This window comes from Mesorhizobium sp. M0174, from assembly GCF_040322275.1.
Taxonomy (GTDB): Bacteria; Pseudomonadota; Alphaproteobacteria; order Rhizobiales; family Rhizobiaceae; genus Mesorhizobium.
On the sequence record NZ_JAMYTB010000016.1, the window covers coordinates 60,225 to 86,588 of the forward strand.

A 26,364-nucleotide genomic window follows, 5' to 3' on the forward strand; every position below is an offset into this window, starting at 1 on the left:
TTCAATTTCAGAAGCCGGTAAGACCTGAAGTTCGAGCCGTGCTGGCCCGCAGTCGTCGCCATCGTGCCGGCAGCGCCATGGCCCGACCGCCGTCCGGAACGAACACACCAGTAGACGAGTATGGCGCTGGCGTTGGCCTCGGCCGTCCATCTCATGCGGCGCCGAATTTCAGGACCGGGATGCCGAGCTTGCGTGCCTTGTCGGCGAGGTTGTCCTGAATGCCCGTGCCAGGGAAATGAACGACGCCGATCGGCAAAGTGTCGAGCATTGCATCGTTGCGCTTGAACGGAGCGGCCTTGGCATGCCTGGTCCAGTCAGGCTTGAAGGCGATCTGTGGCACCTTGCGATTGTGAGCCCATCTGGCCGCGATCAACTCTGCCCCCTTGGGCGATCCGCCGTGGAGCAGGACCATATCCGGATGCTTACCATGGACCTGGTCAAGCTTGGCCCAGATCAGGCGATGATCATTGAAGTCGAGCCCGCCGGTGACGGCGACCTTCGGCCCGGGGGGCAGAAGCGCATGGGTATTGGCGTGCCTCTTGGCGGCAAGGAAATCGCGACTGTCGATCATGGCCGCTGTGAGATAGCGGTGGTTGACGACGGAGCCCGAACGCGGTCGCCAGGTGGAATGCGTGTGACGCTCGAAATGTTCGGCGGCCTGGTCGCGCATCAGTTCGAACGCGTTGCGTCGTTCTATAAGCGTCTGGCCCAGCGCGATGAGGCGCTCGAGCTCTGTGGACTTGACCTCTGAACCGTCCTGTTCGCCCTGCAGCCTTTGCTGGGCGAGCTCGTTGGCGTCGAGGTCGCGTTCGATCCGGGCAACGGCGCGATGGAAGAGATTGACCGTCCCCCAGAGCAGTTCCTCGAGCTCCGGTTCGAGGCGCGTATCGGACAGCGCCACCACGAGGGCGTCGAAAATGTCGGCCATGCTGGCTGCGATGACACAGCCTTCGGGAAGCGGACGCGGATCGGGTTCGTCCTCGAAGGGTCGGTAGCCGTAGAGCTGGAGTTCCTGCAGGACGTGATCGCTTGGAGAGAATGGGAGTTGCGGTTCAAAGTCGGTATCGTGCTGGCTGCCCATGGCGGCTTCCTCAGGTGGACCGGTCGCGCCTATCGCGGCCTTCATGGCGACGAAGGCGGCGGCGGTCCGGACTTGCACCCGCAGCGCCAGCGCAGGGCCGTAACGGAGTGGAGGATGGCGAGCCCGGCTATTTTGTTTCGCGCTGGAAAGGCCTGATACGGGGTCCCCGCGGGGTGCCGCGGGGTGCAAAGGCCGCCGGAAAATAGCCGGGCGCAGCCATTGCCGGTCCGGGCCGGCCGGTGCCCGATCGCCCGTTGGAAGGCCGCAGGGCTCGTCCTCTCCAGCTCGGTCCCGCATAGGCATGTTAAGAGTCCGCAACAACGCTGAGCCCCGTTCTCTTTCTCGGTCAGGCTGCGGGCGACATGAAACGTGCCACATCCTGGGGTGGCATCTGAACCCGCAAAGTCGCCCTCAGAGCATCAAGACCGAGCAGGCGCAGATCCTCGTTGAAGTCGCCGAGTTGCGGTGTCAGCACCCTGGCCTCAATCCCGGCCGCGTTGGCGCGTTCGACGAGCGCCGCCATTGCTCCATCCCCGGCCGGATCATTGTCGCGAACGATATAGAGCCGCCGCAGCGTGGCAGGAAAGACGATGGCCGCCAGATGCGCTGCCGACAGGGCTGAGATCGCCGGCAAGGAGGGCAGCGCTGAACGTTGCGACAACATGGTCTCGATGCCTTCACCGGCCGCCATCACGTCACTTTCGACACCAAAGCGGACCGCGTGCCCAAGCAGTTCGCCCATGGCTCGCCGCGGCGTGTCGATCGGAGCCCGGCCTAGGCGGGCCTCGCTAAAACCGCCCGGATCGAGCCATGTGCGGTGTGCGCCGGTGAGCTTGCCATTGAGGTCGGTCACCGTCGCGATCATCGCGGGCCAAAGCTCGGTTGGCCCCTCATCGTCGGGACGGTAGTAACAGCGCGGATGAAAGCGGAGACTTTTAGTTTCGTGCAAGGCCGTTATTCCGCGTGCACGCAAATATGTCTCCACAAGCGTGCGCGGAATCGGCTGTGACATTGAGACCAGCCGCCGCGCCGCTTCCGTGGAGCCTGCCGAAGCGGACGCCGCTCGGACTGGTTCTTTTGCATCGTGCGTTGGCTTGGGCATCGACAAGAAGCGACGCGCCTCCTCGGCAACGTCCTTGAAGCCCGCCACGCCAAGGGATTCGGAAATGACGTCGAGGAGGTCGCCATGTTCGCCGGTGGCGGCATCGGTCCATTTGCCGGCCGCGCCTCTGCCGGATTCGCTACCTTGCAAACGCACGAACATGGAGCGACCGGGCGCGTTGCGCACATCGCCGACAAGCCAGTAACGACCCGCGCGGTGACCCTTCGGAAGATAGTGGCGGCATACGGCCTCGGCCTGTGCGGCCAGCCGTCGCGCAAGATCAGCGGCATGGTGCATTGCGGACTCCCAAACGAAAAACGGGCCCGCCGTTGCCGACGGGCCCTCGGGTCTACGTGTTGCTCCTTTGGCTATTCGGCCGCGACCGCTTGCGTATCGATCTCGGCGGCTTCATCTTCGATCTGTAGCTCGGTTTCCGCCATAGCCTTTTCGCCGCCGCACTCCGCCATTTCCTCCACATACTGGTCGATCGAACTGCCGATCACGGTCGAGGAGGGTTCAGTGAGAGCCACGACTGGGCGACCGGGCGTACGCAGTGGCTCCGGTAACCATCCTGAAGCCGCGAGCAATTCCTGCGCCTTCTCGGCCATGTCGCCCTTCTTCAGATGCTCGATTCGATCGCCGGCACGCGTGCCCCTCGCTTCGCGAACAGACGCGAGAATACGAGCCTTGGTGACGCGGCCAAGATAGGTGTCGACGGTTGGAACCCACCCGGCCGCAACCATATCGAGATCGACGGCCTGCGCGAGCTGGTCGGCATGCGCCAACGCACGCGGCCGACGATTGTAAGCCTCGTACATCGCGTTGACCGACAGCGACACACAATGTGCAAACAAGGCCTGACGGCTGTCGCTGTCGAATGCCAGCAAAGCATCCCACAATTCGCCAGGCTCTCTTGGAAGCACCGCAACCCAGGACTGGTGGCGGGCGTCGACTGCCGACGCCATGCTACTATCGTTCAAGCCCGGCGCTTGCGTGCCGAAACTGACGATCTTCAGATCCAGTTCCAGGCACGTATCGGAGCCGTAGCGATAGAACGCGCGTAGCGTGAGGGCATGGAGCGCGGCGACGAATGCGACATCAGGCTGCTCGCCGAGCGCGTGGCGCAGGGCAAGCGTGCGATGGGCAGTCAGCTCGGTCATCAAGCGGTCCGGGATTGGCTTTAAGCCGTCGTCCTCCTCTTGCTCCATCACGGTCTCGATAGCAGCGCTCGAACGATCGACTTCGTGCTCCGGTCGCGCTGCGACGGCGTCAGTTTCGCCATCGGCTTCCGTTTCGACCGGACGTTCGTCTTCGGGCCGAACATACCCGCGCTCGACCTTGAGGTTGCCCGATGCATCGATGCTGACGAAGGCACCGGCGCGCCCGATTTCCTCTGGATCGAAGACCTCAGGCCTTTCGTCAAGCGCACCGATTGCGGTTTCGATCTCGCCGAGCCGTTCGTCGACCTCTTCGGGAAGTTCATCGGCATCGGCGTAAGTCTGCTCCAGCGCGTCCAACTCGGCTTGGAGCGCGTCGCGGGCGGCCTGCTCCGGCTCGGTGAGAGCGGGCTGCTCGCCACGGAGGCGGCGCAGACCGTAGGTGTGGCCGTAGGGAAAGTCAGGAGCGACATCGATCCACTTCCAACCCTCCGCCGAAATTGCCTCAGCCTGTAGCCGGAGCTTCTCGGCAACCAGCGCTTCCAAGAGCCCGACATCCTGCAGCCAACCGCCGTCGTCGCCTTGGAAGAGGTCACGCATGACGACGCCCCCGGCTTCGGTATAGGCGTCGAGCCCGACATATTGCGCACGCTTGTCAGCAGCACGCACTGCGGCTTCTGTCAGCATGCGGCGGATGACGTGCGGATCCTTGTTGTAACTCTGGGTAAGACGTTCGAAGACCTGCTCCTGCCGTTCGTGATCGCCATTAACGGTGAACGCCATGAGTTGGTCGAGGGTCATGCCGTCATCAGCATAGACATCGAGGAGTTTTGGCGAGACCGCTGCGAGGCGAAGCCGTTGTTTCACGACCGCCAACGAGACGAACTGGCTGGCGGCGATTTCCTCTTCCGACATGCCCTTCTCGCGCAAGGCCAGAAAGGCGCGGAACTGATCCAAGGGATGAAGCGAAGCGCGCTGTGTATTCTCGGCGAGCGAGTCTTCTTCAGCCAAGCCGCCTTCGCGAACAATGCAGGGCACCGACGCGTTCCTCGCAAGCCGCTTCTGCTTCACAAGGAGCTCGAGAGCGCGATACCGGCGCCCGCCGGCCGGAATTTCGAACATGCCGGTCTCATTGCCCTCCGCATCGCGCACAGGTCTGACGGTAATGCTCTGTAGCAGCGTTCGCCGGGCGATATCCTCCGCCAGCTCCTCGATGGATACGCCGGCCTTGATCCGCCGGACGTTCGCCTGGGAGATGACGAGCTGATTGAAGGGGATGTCGCGCGACGACGACAGGGTGATTTTCTTCGAAGCAGTAGCCATTGAGATGCACTCCGCGACGGGCGGGCCGAAAGCCTCTCTCTCAGCCTCCAACCCGTCATGAAGCTACGGCCCACCTCTCACTCTGAGATGCGAGCCGCAGAACCGGACAGCAGGAAAGCTGCGGGACCGGAAGGCGTGAATCGCTATCAGCCCACGCGGCCGAGCAGCTTCTTTGCCTTGGCCTCGAGATCGAGCCGCGCGTCCTGATGTGTTTTATCGCGCGCCACCGCGGTGATGCCTTGCGACGTGACGGCTCGTGGAACAGCACATCGTTGGTGACGACTGTCGGCACGCCGGCCTGTCCGGCAAGGTTGGACAGATCGTGCAGCCGCAAAGCGTCATTGGGACGGCGGCGCAACGTCAACGCCAGATAGGCCCGATCATCAAATGCCTCGCACAGTCGCCGCAGCCAGAGCGAGCATGTATCGTCAGCTTGATCGGGAATGAACACGGCAACAAGGCCTTCGCCATACGCGACAAGGTCTGCCCAATGCAGCACGCATTTCGCCTTGCCGCCACGCTTCTTGCCCAGCGACAGCAACCGGCAAAGCCGGGAGTAGGATGCGCGGTCGGTTGGATAAACCAGGATGGAGACTTCTTCAGCTAGATCCAGCCGACACCCGACGATCAGCCTGACACCTGTTGCCTTCGCCGCTTCATGCGCGCGGACAATGCCGGCCAGGCTGTTGCTATCACAGATGGCAAGTGCGGGCATGTCCATGATGGCGGCCTGCGCAAACAATTCCTCGCAGGAGCTGGCGCCGCGCAAAAAGGAAAATGCGAGGTGCATTGCAGTTCGACGTAGGATGCAGTCATCCGAAGATGCCGTGCAGGAACCAGCGATGCGAGCCGGTCGCTTCATCCTCGCCGTCGCCGGCGCGATAGATCCAGAACCGCTCGCCGGCTTCATCCTCGACCTGGAAGTAGTCGCGCACGGCGGCAAGCTCGGCGTCGCGCTTCCACCACTCGCCGAAAACTCGCTCAGGGCCATCGGCGCGCTTGACCCTTCGACGGATGCCTCTCCAGGTAAAGCTGGCCGGCGGATGATCCGGCAGCAGCGCAATGGCCTCGATCGGTTCCGGCACGGCAAACAAACGCGCCGGGCGCGGCCAATGGTCCGGCCATGCCTCGCCGGTTTCCACCGAGGCCGGAGCCACACGCCGCAACGATCGCTCCGGCACGTCGCTGGCAACTGGCGCAAACCGGTAGAGCTTCTCCTCGCCGACACGATTGCCGAGTATGTCGATCAGATCCGAGATGTCGGCGTCCCGTTGCTCGATGAGTGACGAGATAGTCTGCTTAGGTGTCAATGGTTCAGCCAAGGGCGCGGACAGCCGCATCAACTCGATGCCGAAGCCCGGATCGACCGTCTCGATCTTGTCGCATAACAAACGCGTCAGTCTCTTCACATCGCGGACCGGCAAGGCCGTGCTGACGCGAATGGCCTCGACGCGGTTGTCGACGCGGTAGAGCAGCAGGTCGAGCCGCCGCGCGCGGAGCCCCTTGGTCTCCAGTTCGGCACATAGCGCCTGAACAAGCTTGCCAACATAGCGGGCGATCGTCTCGGCCGCACCGATGGGCTCGCCAAAGCCGCGCTTGACCTCGACCACATCGGCTGCCCGTACGGGCTCAATCGGTTCGGCAAGGCACCCGGCAGCCTGGTCAAGGCGGCGGCCGAGTTCCGGCCCGAAGCGCAGCGTCAGTGGCGCGCGCGGCTGCTTCAGAAGCTCGCCTACCCGGTCGAACCCCAAAACCCGCAGACCGCTGACGATTGCATTGGGCAAACGCAGTGCCGCGATGGGCAGAGGAAGGATCGCATCGTAGGTTGAATTGACGGCGACCACGCTGACGGTCTGCTTGACGTAGCGCGCAATAGCGTGAGCGGCACCCCAGCTATCGGCTATCGCGGCCCGCGCCGAGAAGCCGACACGGCCGAGGCGTTCGACCATATCGGTCAGCATCAATTGTTCACCGCCATGAAGGTGGTCGGCGCCCGTGGTCTCCAAGACCAATCCGTCCGGAGGACCTGTCGCGACGATTGGCGCGTAGCGCCGCAATGCCCATAGCGCTAGTCGCTCCAATGCCTCCGCGTCGGCTTGGGGTGCGGCATCCATGACCGCCAGCCCCTGCACGAGGGCCTGCGCTTTCGTAGCCGGCATTCCGACGCGCAAGCCCGCTTCCACTGCCGCGCGATCGACTGCGGTCACGAGGCGACGATTGCCTTGCCGCCCGACCAGCACCAAGGGCCTATCCGGTGGCGGCGAGACGTCGCCCAATTTCCTTCTGAGCCGATCTGTCGACCAGCTTGGAAGGAAGAGCGAGACGACCCTTTGCATCACAAGCCTCCACTTCGATATCCAGCGTTTCCCCTCCACGAGACCTGATCAGTTCAAGTTGCCATCGCGCCCGGCCAATACCCGGCACGGGGAGCGGCCTCGATGGCAAGACAGAAACTCGCCAGCGGCTGACCGAAGCCGTCGGCTGTCCGAAATCGGCAGCTTCAGTCTGTCGGCGCCAGCGACGGATGGCGATCCCCATGGCGCCCGAGCCTTCAGCTGCAAGCTGCAAGCGGCGCGAGGCCGTCATCGACAGCCGGGCAACCTCGGCAACCACAGCCCCAAGCCCGACATGCCTCAAACCTTCCTCGAAGCAGGCGAGCAGGGATTTATCGTCACCGGCTTCGACGTAGATCACGCGGTCCGGGTGAAGTCCGACCTGGGCGATTGCCGGCGCGAAGAGATCTTGACGCGTCACACACCACAGCACCTTGCCCTGCGCCCTGGCTGCAATTCCTGCAGCAAAAAGCGATGCAGCAGCGCCATCGATGGCACCATTGCCGCCGCCGGCAACCTCATGGAGAGCACCAAGCGCCACGCCGCCCCCGGGCAGATGGTTGTCGATGGCCGCGACACCGAACGGGAGCACCGCACGCGCGCGCGTGTTCCCGCCTTCGAGATGCGCAATGCGATCTCGGAGATCGGAAATGGCAGCGATTGGCGTCGATGCACTCATTTGTTTCCTGAACGCGAAATGCTGACGAATGTTCCTCATTTGTTCTCTTCCTAATAAAGAGTCAATGGTATGGCGGGGTGGCGCTGTTTGTCGCGACCGCCCGCCGGTGGCACCGATGAGTGTCGTTTGCCGACAGGACAATGCGGTCGAAGGCCACCTGTCCTGTTGGACGTCCGCGCCGGCGACTGCCGGCGCCCTAAGGAGAACGGCGCATAAACCGCAGTCCTGCGCGCGTCCGCAAATGCAGACATTGTCACGCGCAGACGGAGGAAATTCGCCGCCGCCGCGGGCGGTTAACAGGACAGCCGTAGGAGCGTCAGCATAGCGCCGGCGGCAGCACTGGACGCGGGACCGACTGTCCCGTCCGCGGAAGGTGCAACGCCCGAGGAACTGGCACGTGGTGTCGCGGCAGCCGAAGCAGTCTTCGCGCGGGCCGGAATTACGGCTTTGCAAGGCGCGGAAGGTTTGTTCGCGCTGGACAGGTGGGACATCAAAGGCTCTCCGGAAGACGACAAGCCAACCGAGCACGAGGACCAGGCTGCTTCGGTTTGGATGGAAGCCGACGAGGCTGCGACGGCGGCATGTTGTGCGGGCTGGCCGGAAGACAGAGTTCCGCGCCATCAGATGATGGAACTGATCGACGTTCCCCAAACGAGATTGCAAGCTGAGGCGCTTCCGGACACGTGGCCGGCGCGCAAGCAGCTCTATCCTGATGTTGTCACCCGGTTGGAGACCACGACCGGGCCGGACCGCCAGATCGATTTCAATAATGCCTTCGTTCTTGGTTGGGTGCCTGAGCGGCCGACGCTGGATCGGGTTGAGCCGCTTTCGGAAGATGGCGGCCGTATCCTCTTCTTCACCAGCGATATCGCCCAGGTTGGGGAAATGGCTCGCAGGGCGCTTAAGGACTGGACGATCGAGATTGACCGGGATCCCTATGATGCCCACGTTTTCGACCCTGCAGCCGCCGATGACGGTGACGAATTGCGCATGGCAGCGTGGCGCGATTTCGATGGTTCCTTGCTGATGGAGACGCCGCCCGCAAATCCTGCAATCGCACTGACCTTAGCAATGATGCGCGGCCAGTCGATGCGTTTCGAATAGTGCTGAACGGGATAACACGGGTCGCCATCGTCTATCTATCTGCTCGGCCCCCTTCGGGTCGCACGGCCAGATGGCCGAATTGCTGACGAGGCCACACCGCATCTGAGGAGAGAGACCATGTCAGAAAAACCACCTTATATGCCGACGGGCATTGGAATGGGCATGATGAGCGACGACGAGACCAAGGTCGGCGTTCTGATATTCGAAACGGCGGAAGGTAATTTCGACTTCGCCGTTAATCTCCACGCGGTCGATGTCCTCACCAAGGTAATCAATAAGATCGAGATGCATCTCCGCTCCGGCAGGACGCACTGAGTGTCCGACGATGTGTCAGATCAGAAAAAGCCGAAGCTGATCGTTGTCGTGGCGTTCGACCGCGGCGAGGACGGCGAACTGTTCACAGCATACGGCCCGACCGACCAGCAGAGCGAGGACCGCGCGATCCGTACAGCAAAGGCGCTGGCTTCAAACCACGTCGGTGTCATAGCACGGAGTCGCGACGCCAACGCGGCGCTTGGCGACTATGGACCGCCGACAGTGCTGTTCACCAACGGCGACGTGCCGGACATGGAGTGAAGAATGATAGATCCGCCCAGGCACCTGGACGACCATGATTACGCAGACCGCGCGCTAGACTGTCAGGAGGCCATAGAGCCCGGCTTTCAGGCAATCATTGATAGCATGTTGGAGGTAGGCTGGACCCGGGGTGAGACACTGCGGGCGCTAAAGCGACTCATTGCAGCCGACAACATGACGCAGAAAGAGAATGCCAAGACTGAAGTCGAACTCGCTATTGCGCGTGCCATGGTACGCGCCGGAAAGCCGCTCTAGGCGGTCAACTCCGAAGCGATTGCTTCTTAACTGGTGACACTGACGGAGACGGTTGCTGACAGGACGATACGGTCGGCGGCGGCGACTGCCGGCGCTCAACGGAAAAACGGCGTATAAACCGCAGTTCTGCGCGCGTCCGCAACAGCGGATATTGTCGCGCGTAGGACGGAGGAAATTCGCCCCCGTCGCGGGCGGTGAACAGGACAGCCGTAGGAGTGTCAGCATGGCGCCGGCCGCAGGACGGGACGCGGGACCGACTGTCCCCGCCCACGGCGGTCCGTATGCTATGCAAGATAGCCAACTGCTCGTCTCTGGCTAAGCGACAATGGCGAATGCAATCCCAAAACGAAGATCAGCGGTCGATGCGCCTGAGCGAAGCCTCGTTCGCGAGCGGTGGGCAAGCATTCTGACGTCAACCGTTCCGATTTGCACGCCATTGCCGCCGTTTTCCGAACCCTACGTAGGGGACATCTTCCTAACAGCGATGTGCATTCGTAAGAAAAGGTCGCATTCCAAATTGGCGCGGCGCGGGATGTCTGGCTTGGTGGATCCGCGGACGAACGGTGTGACCAGCGTAACCGACTCGCCAGACTTCACCCCACTGCCGGTTGTACTTTTCGGGTTGACGGCTGTGAAGGCTGACGCGATTTCTTATCCTCCACGTGGTCTCTCTCGCGAGGAAGCAGCGCGCTACGTTGGCGTTGGACCGACGCTATTTGACGAGATGGTCGGCGATGGCCGCATGCCGAGACCTAAGCATATCAATAGCCGCACCATCTGGGACCGTGTAGCCCTCGATATCGCTTTTACCTCGTTGCCGGAGAAGGACAGCGGTCTCCAAGAGCTGTTGGAACGAAGCAAACGGGATGGAGGAAAAAGATGATAGCTACGCCAGTTGCGTATACGCTGTAGACGTAGTATGGCTGTGACTTGTGCGGAAGGCATGATGTGGACGAGAACGAGAAACTTGCGCAAGAAGTGAAAGCCTGGCGGGTCAAAGGCGGGATTACTGCGGAAGCCGCCGCCAAGGTTCTTGGAATACCGAAGCGCACGTTTGAAGGCATAGAGCAAGGCAGAGGATTCCCTTACCCTGTGCTCCTGCGCGTTGCCATGGAAAGCAAAACTCTTTCGCTACAGGCGATGCTGGAGGACTCTCCGCGCGTCGAGCGCCGGCGGCAGAAGCCCGAAAGGAGCGTTTGATGGCTAGGCCTTTCAAGGACGCCCGCTACCCTGGGGTCTCTTCGCGCCTCAAAAGAGGGAAGTTGGTTTATCGCTACCGGGCAAAGGGCATGCCCGAAATTCGCCTCCCCGGTCAACCCGGCGAACCGGAATTCGAAGCCGCCTATGAAAGGGCGACACAAGGACAGGGCCTGAAGGCAATTATTATAGACCTGCCTGGTCGGGCGTTGCCAAAGACATTCGGTCATGCTGCGCGGCGACTTGAAGCGACGATGGAGTGGCTGGACTTTGACGAAGCGACGCAGCAGAAGAATGCTCGGCTTATTGAGCGCTTTCTAAAGATGCAGGTCGATCCTGCCTATCCGCTGACTTGGCGCGATACGCCAGTAGAGCATCTTGATGCCGACCATCTGCGTGCGATTGTCGAAGCCGTTTTTGCCGCCAACCGGACGGTTGCCAAGCATCTGCTGGTCGCAATCAAGAAGCTCCTGTGGGTGGCGATTGAGATTGAGAAATGGATCAAACCGCAGGACGATCCCTCGCTGTCGATCCGCGTCCGCATTCCTAAGTCGACCGCCAATCCCGCGTGGCCGGTGCCCATTCGTGAAAAGTTCGAAGCGCGCCATCCGATCGGCTCCGCGCCGCGCACTTGTTACGCGCTCGCCTTCTGGCTCGGCAACCGACGCGGCGACATCGCTTCTTTGGAATGGGACGACTTGGTCTCAGAAGAGATCGAATTGTTCGATGGCTCTCTAGAGGTGATCGAGGCGTTCGATTTCCGGCAGAAGAAGAATCGCAACCGTCACGGCGGACGCGAGATGTTCATTCCCATCGTTGACAAGCTGGCTCAAGCATTGGCGCCACTCGATCGTTCGAAAGGCGGAACGGTACTAAAGAATGCCTATGGACGTGCGTTCGCGGAAAAGAGCCTCACCGGCATGATGGCACATTGGAACAAACAGGCCGGCATTCCGGAGGGTTACACCCTGCACGGGCTACGCCGCACCTTCGGCACGTATCTCGCCGAATGCAACATCCAAGCGCGCGCCATCATGGAGGCGATGGGGCATTCTTCAATGACGGTGACGGATGGATATGTCCGAGAGGCCAACAAGAAGCGAATGGCTGTCGACATGGTCCGAGCCATCAACGAGCGTGAGGCCAAACGCGATGCGATGAAGCAGCGAGCGGCTCTGCGCGTCGTCAAGTAAGTGAGACCAACCGACCATGCGCGGGCGGCATATCAGCCGCCCTTCCTCTGGGCCCATAATGGGCCCAAAACGTTTTGGGCCGAAGCATATTTTTGCCAATAAAATCAATGGTTATGGTGGGCCCGGAGGGTATTCAGAAAGCCATAAAAATCAATTGGTAAGAGATCAGTGGGACTTCAGAGCATTCAAATCTTTTCCAATATTTTTCAATGTTGTTGTCCCACTCAGAAGTGCCTCAGTCCACCAAGCCGACGCACTGAACGCCTCACTCGGAAGGGAGGTTTGCGCAAGGTGAAAGGAAGATCGCGTCGGTGTGCAGCCTTCCTGAGAAAGGTCGCGGTAGAGCCAACTGCTGACGCTCAGCGCGAAGACATCAATGTCCTGTTATGGGGCCGTCAGAGGACCGGCCGCTTCTCGCGCCCAGAAAGCGATAGCAGACATGCAATAGGTGGTACAAAAGTCTCTAGCGTGACCCTTTCGAGACATTTTCGTGCGGCATTTGCGTCTCGAAAGCGGTTCTTCAGTGCTACCAGCACCAACGACCGTCTGCGGTCGTTCAGAACACGGGTTACCGTCTTTAAACCGGATAGTGGACCGGGCAGCCGCCGGAAAATTGATCGAATGGAGGTGATCGCCTGTCAGGAGGCGTTCAAAAACGACCTACGACCGCGATCTTCATCGCGGCCGTTTTCATGGTGTCATTCCCGGCTATGCTGACAAGTTCTTTATGATCGGCAGCTTGCGGATCGTCTTGCCCGTCGCCGCCCGTAGCGCGTTGGCGACGGCCGGGCCGATCGGCGGCACACCCGGCTCGCCAACGCCCGTGGGCGGCTCGTCGGACGGCACAATGTGCACCTCGACGCGCGGCATCTGCTCGATCCTGAGCGGCATATAGGTGTCGTAGTTCTCTTGGTCTACGACACCGCCCGTCAGGGTCAGCTCCTCCTGGAGGATCGCGCCTAGCCCGAAGCCGATACCGCCCTCCATCTGAGCGCGGATCTGGTCAGGATTTATCGCGGTGCCGCAATCTACCGCGCAGACGACGCGGTCGACTTTGAAATCATTTCCATCGTTGAAGGTGATCTCCACCACCTCGGCGACATAGGTCGAGAGGCTTTCATGCAGGGCCACGCCGCGGAAACGGCCTTCCGGCAGAGGCTTGTCCCAGCCTGCCTTCTCAGCAGCCAATTTCAGCACGCCGGCATGCCGTGAATGGTGACCGAGCATCGACAAGCGGAAGTCGACCGGATCACGGTTCGCAGCGGCGGCGAGCTCATCAATCAGGGTTTCCATTGCGTAAGCGGTGTGGGTGGAGCCTACCGAACGCCACCACAGCACTGGGATGTTCACGTCCGTGGTGGTCAGCTCGACCTTCAGGTTCGGGATCGCATAGGGCAGGTTGGTGGCGCCCTCCACGGAGGTCGGATCGATGCCGTTCTCGATCATCGCCGCAAAGGGCGAACCGCCCGCGATCGATTGGCCCACGATGTGGTCATGGAGAGCGACGACATTGCCTTCCTTGTCGAGCCCCGCTTTGACTGCGTGCACATAGGCCGGCCGGTACCGCCCACCCCGCATGTCGTTCTCGCGGGTCCACTGCACCTTCACTGGCTTGCCGGGTCCCAGTGCACGCGCTGTGGAAACAGCTTCGATAATGAGATCTGCGTCCGAGACCGCTCGGCGGCCGAAGCTGCCGCCGGTCTTCATCACGTGCAGCCTCACCTTGTCCGGCGTGGTGCCGCCTACTTGAGCGGCAGCCGCCTGATAAAGGTCGGGCATCTGGTGTCCGCCCCAGACGTCGATGGTGCCGTCTTCGTTGATTCGGGCGGCCGCGTTGAGTGGCTCGATCGAAGCATGGACAAGATAGGGGAATTCGTAGTGCCCTTGGATGACTTTCTCAGCACTGGCCAACGCTGCTGGAGTGTTACCGTCGTCGCGCGCGGTGGCCGCGCCCGGATCGTCTGCTGCCTTAGTGTATTCGGCCATGATCTCGGCCGTGCCGCGCCTTTCGGCCTTCTCTTCGTTCCAGGTCACCTCCACGAGATCGCGGCCCTTGAGCGCCGTCCACATGTCCCTGCCGACCACGGCAATGCCGCGCGGCGTCTGGACGACATCGACAATGCCGTCGAGTGCCTTGGCCTTGGAGACGTCGAAGCTCTCGATCTCAGCGCCGAACTTCGGCGGATGGATCATAACGGCCGTATTGAGTCCATCCATCTTGAGGTCGATCGTGTAGGTCTGCGCGCCATTGGTCTTGCCGGCGGAATCGTAGCGCTTGAGGCTGTCCGATCCGATCTGGGCCCACTTGTCGCGCGGCTTTAGCGGCACGTCGTCGGGAACCGGCATTCCCGCTGCGGCTTCAGCCAGCTCACCGAAGCGCGCCTGCATCCCTGAGGCGTGCGACACGACCCCGGAAGCGACTGTGATCTCGGCGGCTGGCACGTCCCACCGCTGCGCCGCGGCCGCCACCAGCATGGCCCGTGCGGCAGCACCCGCCTTGCGGTAGCGCTCCCACGACGAGCTCATCGACGTGGAGCCACCGGTTCCCTGCGCGGCCCCGCCCCAGGCGAGATTGCCGTAGAGCGCGGTATTGCCATATCCGCCGACCACGTGGACCTGCGCCCAGGCGCCGTCGAGCTCTTCCATAACCAGGGTGGCGATGCCGAAATAGGAGCCTTGTCCCATCTCGAACTGCGACGAGTGGATGACGATTCGGTTCTCCGGTGTGATCTCGACATAGGTCTGGAAGGGGTTCGCCTGGACCGCTGCAGGCGTCGTTTGTGCGTTGGCGGGCGCGGCCATCATTAGCCGGTAGCCCACGGCGAGGCCCGCGGTGGTGACGGCCGTGCCGAGGAGGAACTGGCGGCGCGTGGGCCCCACGGCATTATGCTTCGGGAGAAACTGCAACATGCCTCAAGTCTCCAGCCGGTTGGCGGTCTCGTGGATGGCCGCGCGGATGCGATGATAGGTGGCGCAGCGGCAGAGATTGCCGCTCATCGCCGAATCAATATCATCGTCCGTCGGCTTCGGCGTCGCTGTCAGGAGGGCCACGGCCGACATGATCTGGCCAGACTGGCAATAGCCGCATTGAGGTACGTCGAACTCGGCCCACACGGCCTGGACCGTTTCGCCGATCTTGCCCGACACGCCCTCAATGGTGGTGATCGAGGCTCCTTCGATGTCGCCGACTGCGGTCTGGCACGAGCGCGTCGGCATGCCGTTAACGTGAACCGTGCAAGCGCCGCACTGGGCAAGGCCGCAACCGAATTTCGTTCCTGTGAGTCCGATGCCGTCACGGATCGCCCAGAGCAGCGGCATCTCTGGATCGACGTCGAGTGTTCGCGCCTCGCCATTGAGGGTAAAAGCGACCATGGCTTGCTCTCCTTGTCCTGAGCTGGCTATCTCGTTGCGCCTCCGCCCGGCTAGGAACCGGACTCTTCTTGCTGAGGCATAGCGACCACAGACTAGGATCGCGCAGCTCGAGCAACAAGCCGCTAGCTGGCAATCGCGAGATCGTGAAGTGGCTCGTGTCGAAAGGCTGGAGGCAACTGAATGTCATTTTTGGGCCGACCGGCCGGTCAGTTTCCGGCTCGATGACCTGGTTGGCAGTCATTCCGCTTCTAAGCCTAAACCCCAGACATGAACTGTAGCAGCATCATAAAAGACGACATCAAGCGGCGGTTTTTCGTTGCGCTGCACCGCTAGCTCGTTCGCGTGGTTCATGATCCGCTGGTTATCCGCGGATGCTGGTTCACCATAGAGAAACTTGCCACGCGCTATGCGGTTAAGGATGTGGTCGTCATTCGTGGCGAGCGAATGGCCGAAAATGAAGAAGCAATGGCTGGCGGTCTTCACATTCGCGGTGAACTGCTTGAAGCCTTGGTACAGGTAGGCATTGTGACGGATCTTCGCCTTCTTCTGGGCGCTGGTGGGCTGATGAAGGGCGGCTTAGGGTCATGATTTCCCGCTGCAATGACCGATGAGTCACAGACGCTGCATTTCGCGCTAGACCGCAACTGCGGTATTCTCGATCATACGCTCAGCCATCCTATTCGCACCTCGTTGCCGCCGTTCGCCGCACCTATCGATCGGAGGCCTTCCAGCCTCGCGATAGCCGCGCTATGTGGCTGCACACAACCTGACGACGAACAGGAGCAAGATTGGACATAGAAGCCAGCACAAGATCGCCCTCCCCCGGTCCTTGCTCGTTTTCATGCGAAAACAATCGAACTGAGTGCTGCGGGGATAGCGAGGTCGATTTGGCCCACTTCAGAGCGAAGTCGGCCATAAGCCATTGATATAATTTTGGTGGGCCCTGAGGGTGCTTGGAAAGCCAGAAATATCAAAGGCTATTCGACAGTGGGACTGTGTTGCGTTACTATGCTCTCCGGTCTTTTCCGGTTGATTTGTCCCACCCCTGATGCCGATTGCGGTCATTCGCCGCTGACTTGGTCAATTCCCGATTCCACAAGCATCCGGTCCTGAGTGGGCAGACGGGCTTCCTAGTGGTAATTAGTCAGCGACACGTTGACCGTTCTCGTCACGCGGGTGAAATCTACGTTCGACCATATACGTCGTCGAAGCGAACGATATCATCCTCGCCGAGATAATCGCCGCTCTGCACTTCAATGATCACCAGGTCAATTCTGCCTGGGTTCTCCAGCCGATGCTTATGACCGCAGGGGATGTAGGCTGATTCGTTTGTCGCCAGGAACAACTCCTGCTCGCCATTGACGATTTTCGCGGAGCCGCTGACCACGACCCAGTGCTCCGAACGATGATAGTGCATCTGCAGGCTCAGCCGCCGACCGGGCTTCACCTCGATGCGTTTGATCTTGAAGCGCTCGCCTTCCTCAAGAACCGTGTAGGTACCCCACGGCCGGTGTACCGTGCTGTGGACCAGGTGAGCTTCATGTCCTGAAGCCTTGAGGCCCTCGAACAGCTTCTTGACGTCCTGAACGCGGTCGCGGGATGCGACGAGCAAAGCGTCCGGGGAATCGACGATCACCAGATCGCTGACACCGACCGTGCCGATGACGCGCTTGTCGGAGCTCACATAGCTGCCGGTCGTGTCGACCATATGCACATCGCCGCGTATCCTGTTCCCGCTTTGGTCGGGGGCGATCAAATCGGCCATTGCGTTCCAGGATCCGATGTCGTTCCAATCCATGTCGCAGGCAACCACGGCAAGTTTGTTCGTCTTCTCCATGACAGCGTGGTCGAGCGAGATTCGCGGGGCGGAGCCGAAATGCTCAGGCGCGAGTTCGATTTTGGCAAAGCCTTCGCCTTGACTGAAGCGGCCGTTCTCGTAGCTGTCGGAGACGGCCTGGATCACCGCGGGGCAATGCGATGCCATCTCGTCGAGCATGGTTTGTGCGCTAAAGCAGAAAATGCCGGCGTTCCAGAAGAAGCGCTTGGACGCGACATAGGCTTTGGCTGTGTCCAGATCCGGTTTTTCAACGAAACGGACGACTTTCTCACCATCCGCTTCGATATAGCCGAATGCCGTGTCCGGTCTGGTTGGGGTGATGCCCAATGTGGCGATCCGCCCGAGCTTCGCATGTTCGATGGCCCGGCACATGACGTCTAAAAATGCAGGCAGGTTGCCAACCATGTGATCGGCTGGGAAGACGCATAGAATCGCGTCAGGGCCTTGCGTCGCCTTGGCATGGATGGCGGCTGCCGCAACGGCTGCGGCCGTATCCCGGCCTTCAGGCTCGAGCAGAAAGGTGCGTGGCAGGACCACGGACTCTAGTTCGTCGAAGTCGTCCTTGGTAAGGAAGAGGTGTTCCCCAGATGTCACGGCGACGAGTTCCACTACGCCCTTTATCGAACCGGCGCGCAACACAGTGTGCTGCATCAGTGAATGCCCGTCTGCCACTTTGAGGAAAGGTTTAGGGTGCGATTGCCTTGAGGCGGGCCATAGCCGCGATCCGGCTCCGCCGCTGATGATGACGGGAACCACTTTCATATAACAACCTCGATTTCGTCTCTGGAGTGATTGCCCGCGCCCTTTCGAGCGTTAGCGTCACGATCGCCGTCGCTCTGGCTTGGTCTGCGGCCTCCGAGTAACAGCGAAGTTCTGGCGCGTTGCCGAACGGCCTCAGATGACGACGCTATCGGTATCGTACGACGCTTCCATGGCCTCGATGAGAAATGGACATTCAACTATGTCTGTTGGTTGCATCCGCCGAATTGTGCAGGTGACGGGTCTTAACTGAGACCAGAGATTCTTTGGCTGTCTTCTATCAAAATCAAACGACTTGGCTCCTTCAGATCGAACTCAATTACGCGTGGTACGAAAAGGCGTGCATATCGTGTAAAGGCGCTCGTCGGAGGAAACCGAATTACAGTATCGCAGCGCCCGAGAAGATACATCTCAACGAGGGCGGAAATTGCGCCGTCCATCCCAAGTGCTGCAGTGTGTAAGGGGCCGTCTTGATCGGATCGGAAATGCTTGGGGACGGTGAGAAGATCGGGAAACCTGGCCGACAGGTGATCCAGGATTTGCGCGCTGTCCGTGCACAAGAACAGCCGCACAGGCTTGGGGTGCGGTAACGCTTTAGCCTTATCAACCGCAGTGCACACTTGTCGAACGGCGAACTCCGGATCGGCCCAGTAGGGCGCATGGTCCATGATGTCTTCACCGTTACCATGTCGAACATGAACCCCGATGATGCTGTGCCCCTCAAAACATTCTTGGTAAATGGCATTTATGCGTGTTTGAATTTCAGACCGAGGCTTGACACTCTGGAAGACCTGCCGCTCGGCATCCTCATCGCAGCGCCACATCAAGCAAGCGTCACACACTACTGTGTTCGCTTCGACATCGTGTTCGGCCTGAAAGAGCTCGCCCAACTCGTCGCGCTCTTGGAAAATCTGCTCATCTGGGCGGTAAAGGCAGTCGATCGCTGGCCTATTCCACCACTCCGGGAAGAATGGACCCGGGAAGGAAAAGTCGTTGATCCGGTCGTCGCAAATAGCCGGTACGCCAGCGATGTCATTGATCGGTTCGAAGAACACCGGAAAGGCATTTGTGAAGGGTTGGTCGAGATAGCAGGACCCGCGCCAGTCGACGGCTAGCGTTCGTCCCGACCGCTGAGCGTAGCGCCAAGCGGCCGCCAGCGACCATAGACAATCACCGAACCCCGTACGCCTCTGAGAGACGACGAACCTGCGCTTTACTAATCCACTGACCTGCATTTTCGGAAATTTCGTTTCAGAGACGAGGTTGCATCTGGCTTGGGATCTCTTAATCGATACTAGTCGACCGTTACGCCGGGCGATTTGGTAGAGGCTGCGCGTGGGGCAGAAGAGCTCCCTCTGCACTGCCTATCCTTATCTCTGTGACGCTCGCAAATCTTGACGCCGGGTACTCCCGCTTCCGGTTAAATTCAGCGTTCTCTAATGCGCCGGGCGACATCTGTAAAATTGATTGCGTGGATGTGGCCCATCCATGTGTTGGATACTAAGGCGTTCCTTGACGATGGGCCTCTGCTGACGCGAGGCCGCGCTTTGCTAAGCGAAACAGCCGTTCGAGGCAGTCCACAAAGTCCCTTTTTCAAGTCCAATTCTTAACTGCCTCAACGTAACATGTCATTTGCGGGCGTTTCCTGAAGGACGGATGTGCAGGACCCGCCAGCCGTCGAATGTCAGGCGCAGGCCATCCACGTCATTTATGGCCATCATGGCGTCCGGTCCCATCGAAAGATGCGACACGGCGCCCTCTGACGCTTTCAAGTGCGCCAACATGGCGCAACTCGTGTCGACCGGATAGCTTTCGATCCGGCCGGACTGAGCGACTGGCACGCGATGCTGTGCGACGACGGCCGAGAGAGGAATTTTGGCGTCTGCAGCCATGTGGAGGATCGTTCCGACGGTTCTGCGGGTTCTCGGTGTCGGAGCCGACACCTGTGCGAACCCGCTCTCGTCCGTTTTCGACAGGCCCTTGAGGTTCATGACCCTGTTGTTCGCCGAGATCACCCGCCAGTTCAGCGATCCAGGTGAAGATCGGCACGCCTGTCGATGCGGCGATCATCGCCTCGGCCAGCGAAGATGATGAAGAGGGCCATTGGGTCAAGTACAAGCGCCGACCAGCGTTTCATTGCTTCAAAGCCCATTTCGGTGCCTACGCCGATACGGCCCTTGTCGAGGAGATCGCCGTCACGGCGCCCACACCGAGGACGGCAACGCCGTTCCTGATGCTCTGCCCGACAATCCCGGCGAAGTGTTTGCCGACAGCGCCTACCGAGGCAATCATCTCGGCGACGCGGTGCGCGCCAAGGGTGGAAGGCCGCGCATCGTCGCAACCGCTGTGGGGGCGCGACGAGGCCGAAAGCTCGACGCCTGGAACCAACCGATCCACAGAATTTGTACTCGGATCGAGAAGATCTTCGGCACCTGTAGCCGGATGCGATGGCGAGGGCTGGCAAAGGCGGCCGTTCAAATTCGCCGCACTGCGATCGCCTACAGTATGAAACACAGTTTGATGGTCGCCTCGTCCCCCCATCGTTGAAGCCCAGCTACCGTTTTCGGGCTAGCGCGCCCGAAATTCCTTGGAGGTCAATACCAATGCCCTACCCGGCTTTTCGCCGCCGTCTCAAATGTGCGGTTCGCCCAAAGCCCCCGACTGCCACGAACTTTGTCTTCGCGCGGAGCGAAACCTCGCGCCCACGACTTTGTGCCGCCGATGTGCCCGCGCTGCCCTGTCAAACAATCCATTTTATGGATGCACCTCATCCAAACAATCGATTTCACTGATCAAAACAATTTCCATTAGAAGACGCTGAAGCAGGCAATGATTAAGATTACTTGGTTAGCGCAAGAGAGCGGTAAGGTGGAGTTGTCGGCTTGGACCCACATGCCCGCCATTTTATCTGGGAGAATGGCTACGTGCCCTGTTGGCGCAGGGCAAGACGATTCTACTGGCCACCCACTTCGTGGAAGAAGCGGAGCGGCTATGCAACCGACCTGCGTGCTTGAGAACGGACGTGCGTCCTCACTCGCTGATTGATGAGCAAATCGGGTGCGACGTGATTGAAATCTATGTCGCTCACCCCGTGAGCTGAGTTCGGCACTCAGGCCGCATGTGCGACTTAGGCAGGTTAGCGGCGAGACTCTGTTTTGCTATGCCTCCAAGCAGGAGCAGGTGTGCTCGCTGGCTGACACTGTCAATGACGAGCTCCGCGCCGCATCTGTCGAAATCCTACCATAGGGTATGGGGCGGGCCGCAGTTTGCTGGCGGTGTGGCGAGCCGGAGTCGAAACTTCAACTACCATAGAGCAGGAAGAAAATGGGTGAGAACAGGAAAGTTGCTCTGGTTACGGGCATAACGGGACAGGATGGTGCCTATCTCACGCGTCTTCTGCTGGAAAAAGGCTACGTCGTTCATGGGATTAAGCGACGTTCCTCTTCCTTCAACACGGGTCGCATCGAAGACATCTACCAAGACCCGCACGATCCCGATCCGCGCCTAATTTTGCATTACGGTGACCTCACTGATGCGACTAATCTCATCCGAGTAGTTCAGGAATCCCAGCCAGACGAGATTTACAACTTGGCCGCTCAGAGCCATGTCCAGGTGTCGTTCGAAACGCCGGAATACACAGCAAACGCCGACGGTATCGGAACATTGCGACTTCTTGAGGCGATCCGCCTCCTCGGTCTGAAGGACAAGACCCGCTTCTATCAGGCCTCGACTTCAGAGCTCTACGGCCTCGTGCAATCCGTACCGCAGAACGAAACAACGCCCTTTTATCCGCGCAGCCCTTACGCCGCCGCCAAGCTCTACGCCTACTGGATCGTGGTCAACTATCGCGAGGCCTATGGTATCCATGCTTCCAACGGCATTCTCTTCAATCATGAAAGCCCACTGCGCGGCGAAACTTTTGTGACGCGCAAGATCACCCGCGCCGCCGCTGCTATCTACCTCGGCAAGCAGGACAAGCTTTATCTCGGCAATCTCGATGCTCAACGCGATTGGGGCCATGCGCGTGAGTACGTGCGTGGTATGTGGATGATGATGCAGCAGGAACAACCGGATGATTACGTGCTGGCGACGGGCAAGACGACCCCTGTCCGCCAATTCGTCGAATGGGTTTTCGAAGATGTCGGCGTCGAGCTCGAATGGCGTGGTGAGGGAGTCGACGAAAAGGGCTATGATGTCGAGACCGGCAGATGCCTAGTCCAGGTAGACCCACGCTACTTCCGCCCCACGGAAGTCGATCTTCTCCTGGGCGATGCCACCAAGGCGAAGGAGAAGCTCGGCTGGGTGCATGAGACATCCGTGCGCGAGCTCGCCGCGGAAATGGTGCGGGAAGACCTCAAGGTCATGCAGACATCGGTAATCATGAAGGAAGCATAATGTACGATCTGAAGGGAAAAGCAGTGTGGGTCGCGGGCCACAAGCATGGTGGGCAGGGCTGTTGTAGGCCGCCTCGCGTCTGAAGACTGCAAAGTTATGGCCGCCCTGACGTTTCCCCCAAATTTTATCCAGTCGTGAGTTCGTTTCCGGGGGTGGATTTGCCCTGATGGCCGGTGGACGCGACGGGTGCTGGCGCGGAGCGTTTCACGTTGCGCAGCGCGAGCGACCGTCGCGGGTTGAAGGTCGATGCACATTCGTTGGGTGTCTGCCATCCGATGTGCGAGTGCGGACGCGCGCCGTTGTAATCGGCGCGCCATACATTGAGCCTCGCGCGGGCCTGGGCCAGGGACGTGAACCGCGTCTCGTTGAGGAGTTCATCGCGAAGGGGGCCGTTGAAGCTCTCGCGTTAGGGTCCTAGCCAACCTCCGACTGTGAACTCGCGGAAGCGATTTACGGCAAGCGCACACAGCAGCTCGTCCACGGCGTTCGTACATGAAGTTTGGAAACCTATAATACTGGTACACACCTCCATGGGGGAACATTATCTCCAATATCTCAGCGATTACCGGATAGCTATCTGCCTTCACCTACCTCGGCCTAGTGCAGAATCTTGGCCGAATGAACTCGGCGCTCTTGCTGCACACCAATGGTCCGTCCCGCGCGAAGTGCGATCATACCGCCGCAGCTTACCTTCAATCCGGCACTGGCGAGGATCTAGATCCAAGCCGACGGCGCCGGGCATCAAATAAAAAGCCGCCGACCGAAGCCAGCGGGCTTGATTGGGATGGCCCGCGCGGACGGTCAAGGCTGCGCCGGCCGACCATGGCGGAGGGACCACCTCGGTCAACGGCACGGCCCGATGACGGCGTGCCGATGTACCACAACATACGGCGAGATAGAGCCTTCCGGCGTCGCGGAAAAAAAGCCCGCCGGTTTTGAGCCAGCGGGCAAGTTCTGGAGTGGCTGAGATCAACCCAGCATCAGTCAACGACCGGCGGAAGGGTTGGTTGCAGTGGATGCCAGCTAGCCGCAGCATGCTGTGAATCGTAGCAAAGTGAAAAACAAAACTCTGGACTTCTAGGTCGGACTCGCCCCAATATTTGTTTGGGGGATTCACATGAAAATTGGAGCACTCATCGCAAGTGCAGCCCTGTGCGTCAGCGGCTGCTCTACGAGCGCTGTCGTGTCGGACAGCGATCTCACGGCAATGAATACCGTTGCGCTATGTCACGTTCTCGCCAGCAGCACGGACGAACAGTATCGTAGCAGGGTAGCGGCCCTTCTAGTGCGCAGGGGCGCAACAGCAGAGAGGTGCACCAGGCTTGTGCAAACCGACAATGCTGTCGCGACAGGCATAGCGATCGCGGCTGTCGGCGGCGCAGCTGTGGGTGTCGCTGCCAACAACGGCTATGGAGGCGGAACATATTACCGGCCACCGCCACCACAAACCTATGGCGTCGCGTGGGACCAATTCTATGGCCAGAACTACAGCGTTATCTGGCGCTGCCGCGACCGGTCCACCGGGCGGTTCCTTGACGATTACTATTGCGCCGGCCTGCCCATGGTCGACAGCGCATGGCCGGGCTGGTCGGCGTAGCGGATGAGCAGGCCATACCGCAAATATCGATCCAATCGGTGGCAGAGACCCACCGGTGCCAAGCTGTGGCGGCGCCAACTTGCGAGCGTGCCGGCAATGCTCGGTCTTACGGCAGCGGCGGCGGTGGCCGCCTTCCTGGCGCCGTCGGGCGCGCAACGTAGCGACGATGCATCAAAGGCCAGCCCACGAAGGGCGGCGCCCGCCTCGCTTACCGGTGTCGCTTCCGTCATTGACGGCGATACGATCGAAATCCACGGCCAGCGCGTCCGCTTCAACGGCATCGACGCGCCAGAGAGCCGGCAGCTGTGCCGCGATGCGAATGGCGCCGAGTATCCTTGCGGCCGGCGATCGGCCGAAGCGCTGGACACTTTCCTGGCCGCGTCGAGGCCGCTCGAATGCACATTCGTGACGTGGGACCGCTACCACCGCTTTGTCGGCGATTGTCGGCGCGCCGACGGCGCGGGCGTGGCCGCCTGGATGGTCGAGCACGGCCAGGCGCTGGATTGGCCTAACTACAGCCAGGGCGCCTATGCGGGGCAGCAGGCGCAAGCCCAAGCCTCAAAGATCGGCCTGTGGGCCGGGACGTTTCAGGCACCCTGGGAATGGCGCGCTGCGCACGCCGACGCCGCGGCGCCGTCGAGTCGCCCGCTGGGCATCATCAGCCGTAAGCTGGTCGCGCAGAGCGGCTATTCTTGCGAGCCGCGGAGAACGTGCAAGCAGATCGGTTCCTGCGATGAAGCCAACTGGTACCTGCAAAACTGCTCATGGGGCGGAAAACTCGATCGCGATAAGGATGGGATCCCATGCGAAACACTCTGCTAGCTGAAATGTAACGGAGTAAGCGCGCCACGGCCGTGGGTCGCCTGGTTGAAGACGCCGAAAAGCTGGACGATGTTGGTGATGTCGGTCTCGATGAAGACCTCGAGCTTGTCGTGCAGCATCCCCTTCTTGCCGAGAAGATAGCGGATTTTCGCCTTGCGGGTGGGCTTGCCTTGGGCGTGCGGTCACACTGGGGGTCGGCGCCTTCGACCTCGCCCTCTTCGGCCAAACCTCCAGGATTTCCGTGAATATCTCCCGCGCACTGGTGCAAAAGTGGCGTGCGGCGTCAGGGTTGATTGGGTTCAACGCAAAGATCGCACCCCTCCATCGGTCGCACAGGTCGTCGGAGAGCCCTGTAAGATATGAATGCCGGTGTCGTCCGCCGGGATGTCGCCAGCGGAATCGTGCCGTCTACCCTCGCTGAGGAGTTCAGGATGCCCGGCAGGGGATGCGCTCCCTGAAAAACGCCTAGCGCGACGGGGGCTTTATCATATCGGTCGCGCCGAAATTAGTTCAGGTTGTCTTCCCAGAACTCCAGGTCGTCCGTGTCCATCGTGTTGCCGGAGCTCTCGTGCTCCTTTACAAAGTCTGCCGCCTCCTCGCTTTCGAGGAATTCGTCGAGCGCCCTAACGGCCGCCTGCACCTTTTTCAGCTTCTTGCCTCGCCATAAATACGCATGCGGCGGATCGGGGTCCATGATGTTGTATTGGATCGCCATTTCGGCATTCGATTTCTGGTCGCTATCGTACCAGACAATGGGGACGGCCTTCCCATAGAGGTCCATGATGAGATTGCGGTAAAAGTAAATGCTGACTCGTGGTCGAAGGTCGACGATCGTTTTCAGGATTTCCTTGAACCGGGCCTCGGCATCGACGCTGGTTTTCTTGGACATGATGGCCTTGACTGCAACAGGGTCCTTCGCGGCCTTGAGCTCTTCGATCGTTTCGCTCGCCTCGTCATACACATCTTGGAGGCCTGCCAGTTCCTGTTTCAGCTCCGCGAGCTCGTCTTGTAGGGCCTTATGTTCGGAGGCGGACACGTTGGTTGCGGGAGCTAGGTTCTTCAATAATTTCTTCAGGTCGACCTTCCACGCCGCCCGCTTCTTGTCCCAGTCATGCTCAGTCCGCGGTTCAAGTGCGGTTCCAGTCCCCTGAATCATTTGGCGTAGATCGACGAGCTTTGCATCGTTGTCGATGCTCCACCCCTGCTTCAGCCCTAGCGTACCAGAGACAGCGCTGAACCTGATCGGCGGCACTACGATGGGGAGCGCTTTCAACGATTTCGCCCAGGTGGCGCCAAGTTCCATCAGGCAGAACCAACTCTCCATGTAACACGGTGTCATCATTAGGATGACGAGCTTCGGGCTCTGTATCTGCTTCTTCATGTAATCGTTGAAGTCATCTCCAAATGGGATGTTTTGGCCGTCGACGCTGGAGCAGAAGATCGATTTGGCGGGCACGCCGATAGCCTCTTTCAGGAAGGCAACGAACTTATTGGCAAGCGCAGCGTCGGCCACTGCGTGGCTGATGAAGATGTCGGTCATTGAGGCCCCCGATAGAGGTCGGCAAGTTATCTGCGCCGGGCT

23 protein-coding genes and 4 pseudogenes are annotated in these 26,364 nt (G+C 60.3%); 12 read left to right on the forward strand and 15 right to left on the reverse strand.

The window, feature by feature from the left end:
* Positions 1-151: 151 nt before the first annotated feature.
* The 6 genes and pseudogenes from NKJ13_RS24175 to NKJ13_RS24200 all read right to left on the reverse strand — a co-directional run bounded on the left by NKJ13_RS24175 (position 152) and on the right by NKJ13_RS24200 (position 7,675).
* Positions 152-1,081, reverse strand: coding sequence for a DUF2493 domain-containing protein (locus tag NKJ13_RS24175; protein ID WP_352778690.1), 930 nt, complete (start codon positions 1,079-1,081; stop codon positions 152-154).
* Between the two features lie 346 nt (positions 1,082-1,427).
* Positions 1,428-2,480 (reverse strand): DUF7146 domain-containing protein, encoded by a 1,053-nt coding sequence (locus tag NKJ13_RS24180; RefSeq protein ID WP_352778653.1) that lies wholly within the window; start codon positions 2,478-2,480, stop codon positions 1,428-1,430.
* A 71-nt stretch (positions 2,481-2,551) separates the two neighbouring features.
* A complete protein-coding gene (locus NKJ13_RS24185; protein WP_352778655.1) occupies positions 2,552-4,663 on the reverse strand; it encodes a ParB/RepB/Spo0J family partition protein in 2,112 nt (703 codons plus the stop codon).
* Between the two features lie 505 nt (positions 4,664-5,168).
* Positions 5,169-5,573 (reverse strand): annotated as a pseudogene (locus NKJ13_RS31645) (PHP domain-containing protein); the annotation flags it as partial.
* Positions 5,476-6,999 (reverse strand): DUF6504 family protein, encoded by a 1,524-nt coding sequence (locus tag NKJ13_RS24195; RefSeq protein ID WP_352778658.1) that lies wholly within the window; start codon positions 6,997-6,999, stop codon positions 5,476-5,478. The gene NKJ13_RS24195 and the pseudogene NKJ13_RS31645, both read right to left, overlap by 98 nt.
* Positions 6,911-7,675, reverse strand: a complete 765-nt coding sequence (locus NKJ13_RS24200; protein WP_352756667.1) for an ImuA family protein — start codon at positions 7,673-7,675, stop codon at positions 6,911-6,913. Before NKJ13_RS24200 ends, NKJ13_RS24195 begins: the two co-directional genes overlap by 89 nt.
* A gap of 624 nt (positions 7,676-8,299) precedes the next feature.
* Between NKJ13_RS24200 and NKJ13_RS24205 the strand changes: the two genes are divergently transcribed.
* The 7 genes from NKJ13_RS24205 to NKJ13_RS24235 all read left to right on the forward strand — a co-directional run bounded on the left by NKJ13_RS24205 (position 8,300) and on the right by NKJ13_RS24235 (position 12,000).
* Entirely contained in the window at positions 8,300-8,779 is a 480-nt protein-coding gene (locus NKJ13_RS24205) for a hypothetical protein (RefSeq protein ID WP_352778659.1), read from the forward strand.
* A 117-nt stretch (positions 8,780-8,896) separates the two neighbouring features.
* Complete coding sequence (locus NKJ13_RS24210) at positions 8,897-9,094, forward strand: hypothetical protein (RefSeq protein WP_352778661.1); 198 nt, start codon at positions 8,897-8,899, stop codon at positions 9,092-9,094.
* On the forward strand, positions 9,095-9,355 hold the full coding sequence (locus tag NKJ13_RS24215) for a hypothetical protein (RefSeq protein ID WP_352778663.1): 261 nt from the start codon (positions 9,095-9,097) through the stop codon (positions 9,353-9,355).
* A 3-nt stretch (positions 9,356-9,358) separates the two neighbouring features.
* On the forward strand, positions 9,359-9,610 hold the full coding sequence (locus NKJ13_RS24220; RefSeq protein WP_352778664.1) for a hypothetical protein: 252 nt from the start codon (positions 9,359-9,361) through the stop codon (positions 9,608-9,610).
* A 631-nt stretch (positions 9,611-10,241) separates the two neighbouring features.
* A complete protein-coding gene (locus NKJ13_RS24225; RefSeq protein WP_352778691.1) occupies positions 10,242-10,493 on the forward strand; it encodes a hypothetical protein in 252 nt (83 codons plus the stop codon).
* 65 nt (positions 10,494-10,558) lie between these two features.
* Positions 10,559-10,810 carry a helix-turn-helix domain-containing protein gene (locus NKJ13_RS24230; RefSeq protein ID WP_352778666.1) on the forward strand — a complete coding sequence of 84 codons (252 nt, stop codon included), beginning with the start codon at positions 10,559-10,561 and terminating at the stop codon, positions 10,808-10,810.
* A complete protein-coding gene (locus NKJ13_RS24235) occupies positions 10,810-12,000 on the forward strand; it encodes a tyrosine-type recombinase/integrase (RefSeq protein ID WP_352778668.1) in 1,191 nt (396 codons plus the stop codon). The genes NKJ13_RS24230 and NKJ13_RS24235 overlap by 1 nt, the downstream gene beginning before the upstream one ends.
* 708 nt (positions 12,001-12,708) lie before the next feature.
* On the opposite strand, the gene NKJ13_RS24240 is transcribed toward NKJ13_RS24235, so the two are convergent.
* From NKJ13_RS24240 to NKJ13_RS24265, 6 genes and pseudogenes are all read right to left on the reverse strand, one after another.
* Positions 12,709-14,910, reverse strand: coding sequence for a xanthine dehydrogenase family protein molybdopterin-binding subunit (locus NKJ13_RS24240; protein ID WP_352778670.1), 2,202 nt, complete (start codon positions 14,908-14,910; stop codon positions 12,709-12,711).
* Positions 14,911-14,913: 3 nt separating this feature from the next.
* The gene (locus NKJ13_RS24245) at positions 14,914-15,372 is read right to left on the reverse strand and encodes a (2Fe-2S)-binding protein (RefSeq protein ID WP_352739852.1); all 459 of its coding nucleotides are present in this window, start codon (positions 15,370-15,372) and stop codon (positions 14,914-14,916) included.
* 237 nt (positions 15,373-15,609) lie between these two features.
* Positions 15,610-15,918, reverse strand: a pseudogene (locus NKJ13_RS24250) (DUF4917 family protein); the annotation flags it as partial.
* A gap of 637 nt (positions 15,919-16,555) precedes the next feature.
* Positions 16,556-17,971, reverse strand: coding sequence for a mannose-1-phosphate guanylyltransferase/mannose-6-phosphate isomerase (locus NKJ13_RS24255; RefSeq protein ID WP_352778672.1), 1,416 nt, complete (start codon positions 17,969-17,971; stop codon positions 16,556-16,558).
* Positions 17,972-18,213: 242 nt separating this feature from the next.
* On the reverse strand, positions 18,214-19,203 hold the full coding sequence (locus NKJ13_RS24260; RefSeq protein ID WP_023680057.1) for a nodulation protein NodZ: 990 nt from the start codon (positions 19,201-19,203) through the stop codon (positions 18,214-18,216).
* Between the two features lie 393 nt (positions 19,204-19,596).
* Positions 19,597-19,959 carry a hypothetical protein gene (locus NKJ13_RS24265; protein WP_156937465.1) on the reverse strand — a complete coding sequence of 121 codons (363 nt, stop codon included), beginning with the start codon at positions 19,957-19,959 and terminating at the stop codon, positions 19,597-19,599.
* Between the two features lie 44 nt (positions 19,960-20,003).
* Here NKJ13_RS24265 and NKJ13_RS24270 point away from each other — a divergent pair, with 44 nt between their 5' ends.
* From NKJ13_RS24270 to gmd, 3 genes and pseudogenes are all read left to right on the forward strand, one after another.
* Entirely contained in the window at positions 20,004-20,477 is a 474-nt protein-coding gene (locus NKJ13_RS24270) for a hypothetical protein (RefSeq protein ID WP_352467054.1), read from the forward strand.
* Positions 20,478-20,847: 370 nt separating this feature from the next.
* Positions 20,848-21,151 (forward strand): annotated as a pseudogene (locus NKJ13_RS24275) (nodulation factor ABC transporter ATP-binding protein NodI); the annotation flags it as partial.
* 141 nt (positions 21,152-21,292) lie between these two features.
* The gene (gene gmd, locus NKJ13_RS24280) at positions 21,293-22,363 is read left to right on the forward strand and encodes a GDP-mannose 4,6-dehydratase (protein WP_352489769.1); all 1,071 of its coding nucleotides are present in this window, start codon (positions 21,293-21,295) and stop codon (positions 22,361-22,363) included.
* A gap of 124 nt (positions 22,364-22,487) precedes the next feature.
* On the opposite strand, the pseudogene NKJ13_RS24285 reads toward gmd, so the two are convergent.
* Positions 22,488-22,766: pseudogene (locus tag NKJ13_RS24285) on the reverse strand (integrase core domain-containing protein); the annotation flags it as partial.
* Positions 22,767-23,687: 921 nt separating this feature from the next.
* Here NKJ13_RS24285 and NKJ13_RS24290 point away from each other — a divergent pair.
* Positions 23,688-23,960: a hypothetical protein gene (locus NKJ13_RS24290; protein ID WP_023680062.1), complete on the forward strand. Its 273-nt coding sequence runs from the start codon at positions 23,688-23,690 to the stop codon at positions 23,958-23,960.
* A 123-nt stretch (positions 23,961-24,083) separates the two neighbouring features.
* Positions 24,084-24,782: a thermonuclease family protein gene (locus tag NKJ13_RS24295; RefSeq protein ID WP_352509248.1), complete on the forward strand. Its 699-nt coding sequence runs from the start codon at positions 24,084-24,086 to the stop codon at positions 24,780-24,782.
* Here NKJ13_RS24295 and NKJ13_RS24300 read toward each other — a convergent pair.
* Positions 24,779-24,901 (reverse strand): hypothetical protein, encoded by a 123-nt coding sequence (locus tag NKJ13_RS24300; RefSeq protein ID WP_502900516.1) that lies wholly within the window; start codon positions 24,899-24,901, stop codon positions 24,779-24,781. The two genes, NKJ13_RS24295 and NKJ13_RS24300, sit on opposite strands and share 4 nt — an antisense overlap.
* A gap of 386 nt (positions 24,902-25,287) precedes the next feature.
* Entirely contained in the window at positions 25,288-26,322 is a 1,035-nt protein-coding gene (locus tag NKJ13_RS24310) for a toll/interleukin-1 receptor domain-containing protein (RefSeq protein WP_352509250.1), read from the reverse strand.
* Between the last annotated feature and the right edge of the window lie 42 nt (positions 26,323-26,364).

Coding starts and splice junctions, on each gene's coding strand:
- NKJ13_RS24245 (WP_352739852.1), bottom strand. CDS start 15,372: ATGGTCGCTTTTACCCTCAATGGCGAGGCGCGAACACTCGACGTCGAT.
- NKJ13_RS24310 (WP_352509250.1), bottom strand. CDS start 26,322: ATGACCGACATCTTCATCAGCCACGCAGTGGCCGACGCTGCGCTTGCC.
- NKJ13_RS24265 (WP_156937465.1), bottom strand. CDS start 19,959: ATGAACCTCAAGGGCCTGTCGAAAACGGACGAGAGCGGGTTCGCACAG.
- NKJ13_RS24205 (WP_352778659.1), top strand. CDS start 8,300: ATGATGGAACTGATCGACGTTCCCCAAACGAGATTGCAAGCTGAGGCG.
- NKJ13_RS24260 (WP_023680057.1), bottom strand. CDS start 19,203: ATGCAGGTCAGTGGATTAGTAAAGCGCAGGTTCGTCGTCTCTCAGAGG.
- NKJ13_RS24200 (WP_352756667.1), bottom strand. CDS start 7,675: ATGAGTGCATCGACGCCAATCGCTGCCATTTCCGATCTCCGAGATCGC.
- NKJ13_RS24240 (WP_352778670.1), bottom strand. CDS start 14,910: ATGTTGCAGTTTCTCCCGAAGCATAATGCCGTGGGGCCCACGCGCCGC.
- NKJ13_RS24195 (WP_352778658.1), bottom strand. CDS start 6,999: ATGCAAAGGGTCGTCTCGCTCTTCCTTCCAAGCTGGTCGACAGATCGG.
- gmd (WP_352489769.1), top strand. CDS start 21,293: ATGGGTGAGAACAGGAAAGTTGCTCTGGTTACGGGCATAACGGGACAG.
- NKJ13_RS24255 (WP_352778672.1), bottom strand. CDS start 17,971: ATGAAAGTGGTTCCCGTCATCATCAGCGGCGGAGCCGGATCGCGGCTA.
- NKJ13_RS24210 (WP_352778661.1), top strand. CDS start 8,897: ATGTCAGAAAAACCACCTTATATGCCGACGGGCATTGGAATGGGCATG.
- NKJ13_RS24180 (WP_352778653.1), bottom strand. CDS start 2,480: ATGCACCATGCCGCTGATCTTGCGCGACGGCTGGCCGCACAGGCCGAG.
- NKJ13_RS24185 (WP_352778655.1), bottom strand. CDS start 4,663: ATGGCTACTGCTTCGAAGAAAATCACCCTGTCGTCGTCGCGCGACATC.
- NKJ13_RS24220 (WP_352778664.1), top strand. CDS start 9,359: ATGATAGATCCGCCCAGGCACCTGGACGACCATGATTACGCAGACCGC.
- NKJ13_RS24175 (WP_352778690.1), bottom strand. CDS start 1,081: ATGGGCAGCCAGCACGATACCGACTTTGAACCGCAACTCCCATTCTCT.
- NKJ13_RS24235 (WP_352778668.1), top strand. CDS start 10,810: ATGGCTAGGCCTTTCAAGGACGCCCGCTACCCTGGGGTCTCTTCGCGC.
- NKJ13_RS24300 (WP_502900516.1), bottom strand. CDS start 24,901: ATGCTGCACGACAAGCTCGAGGTCTTCATCGAGACCGACATCACCAAC.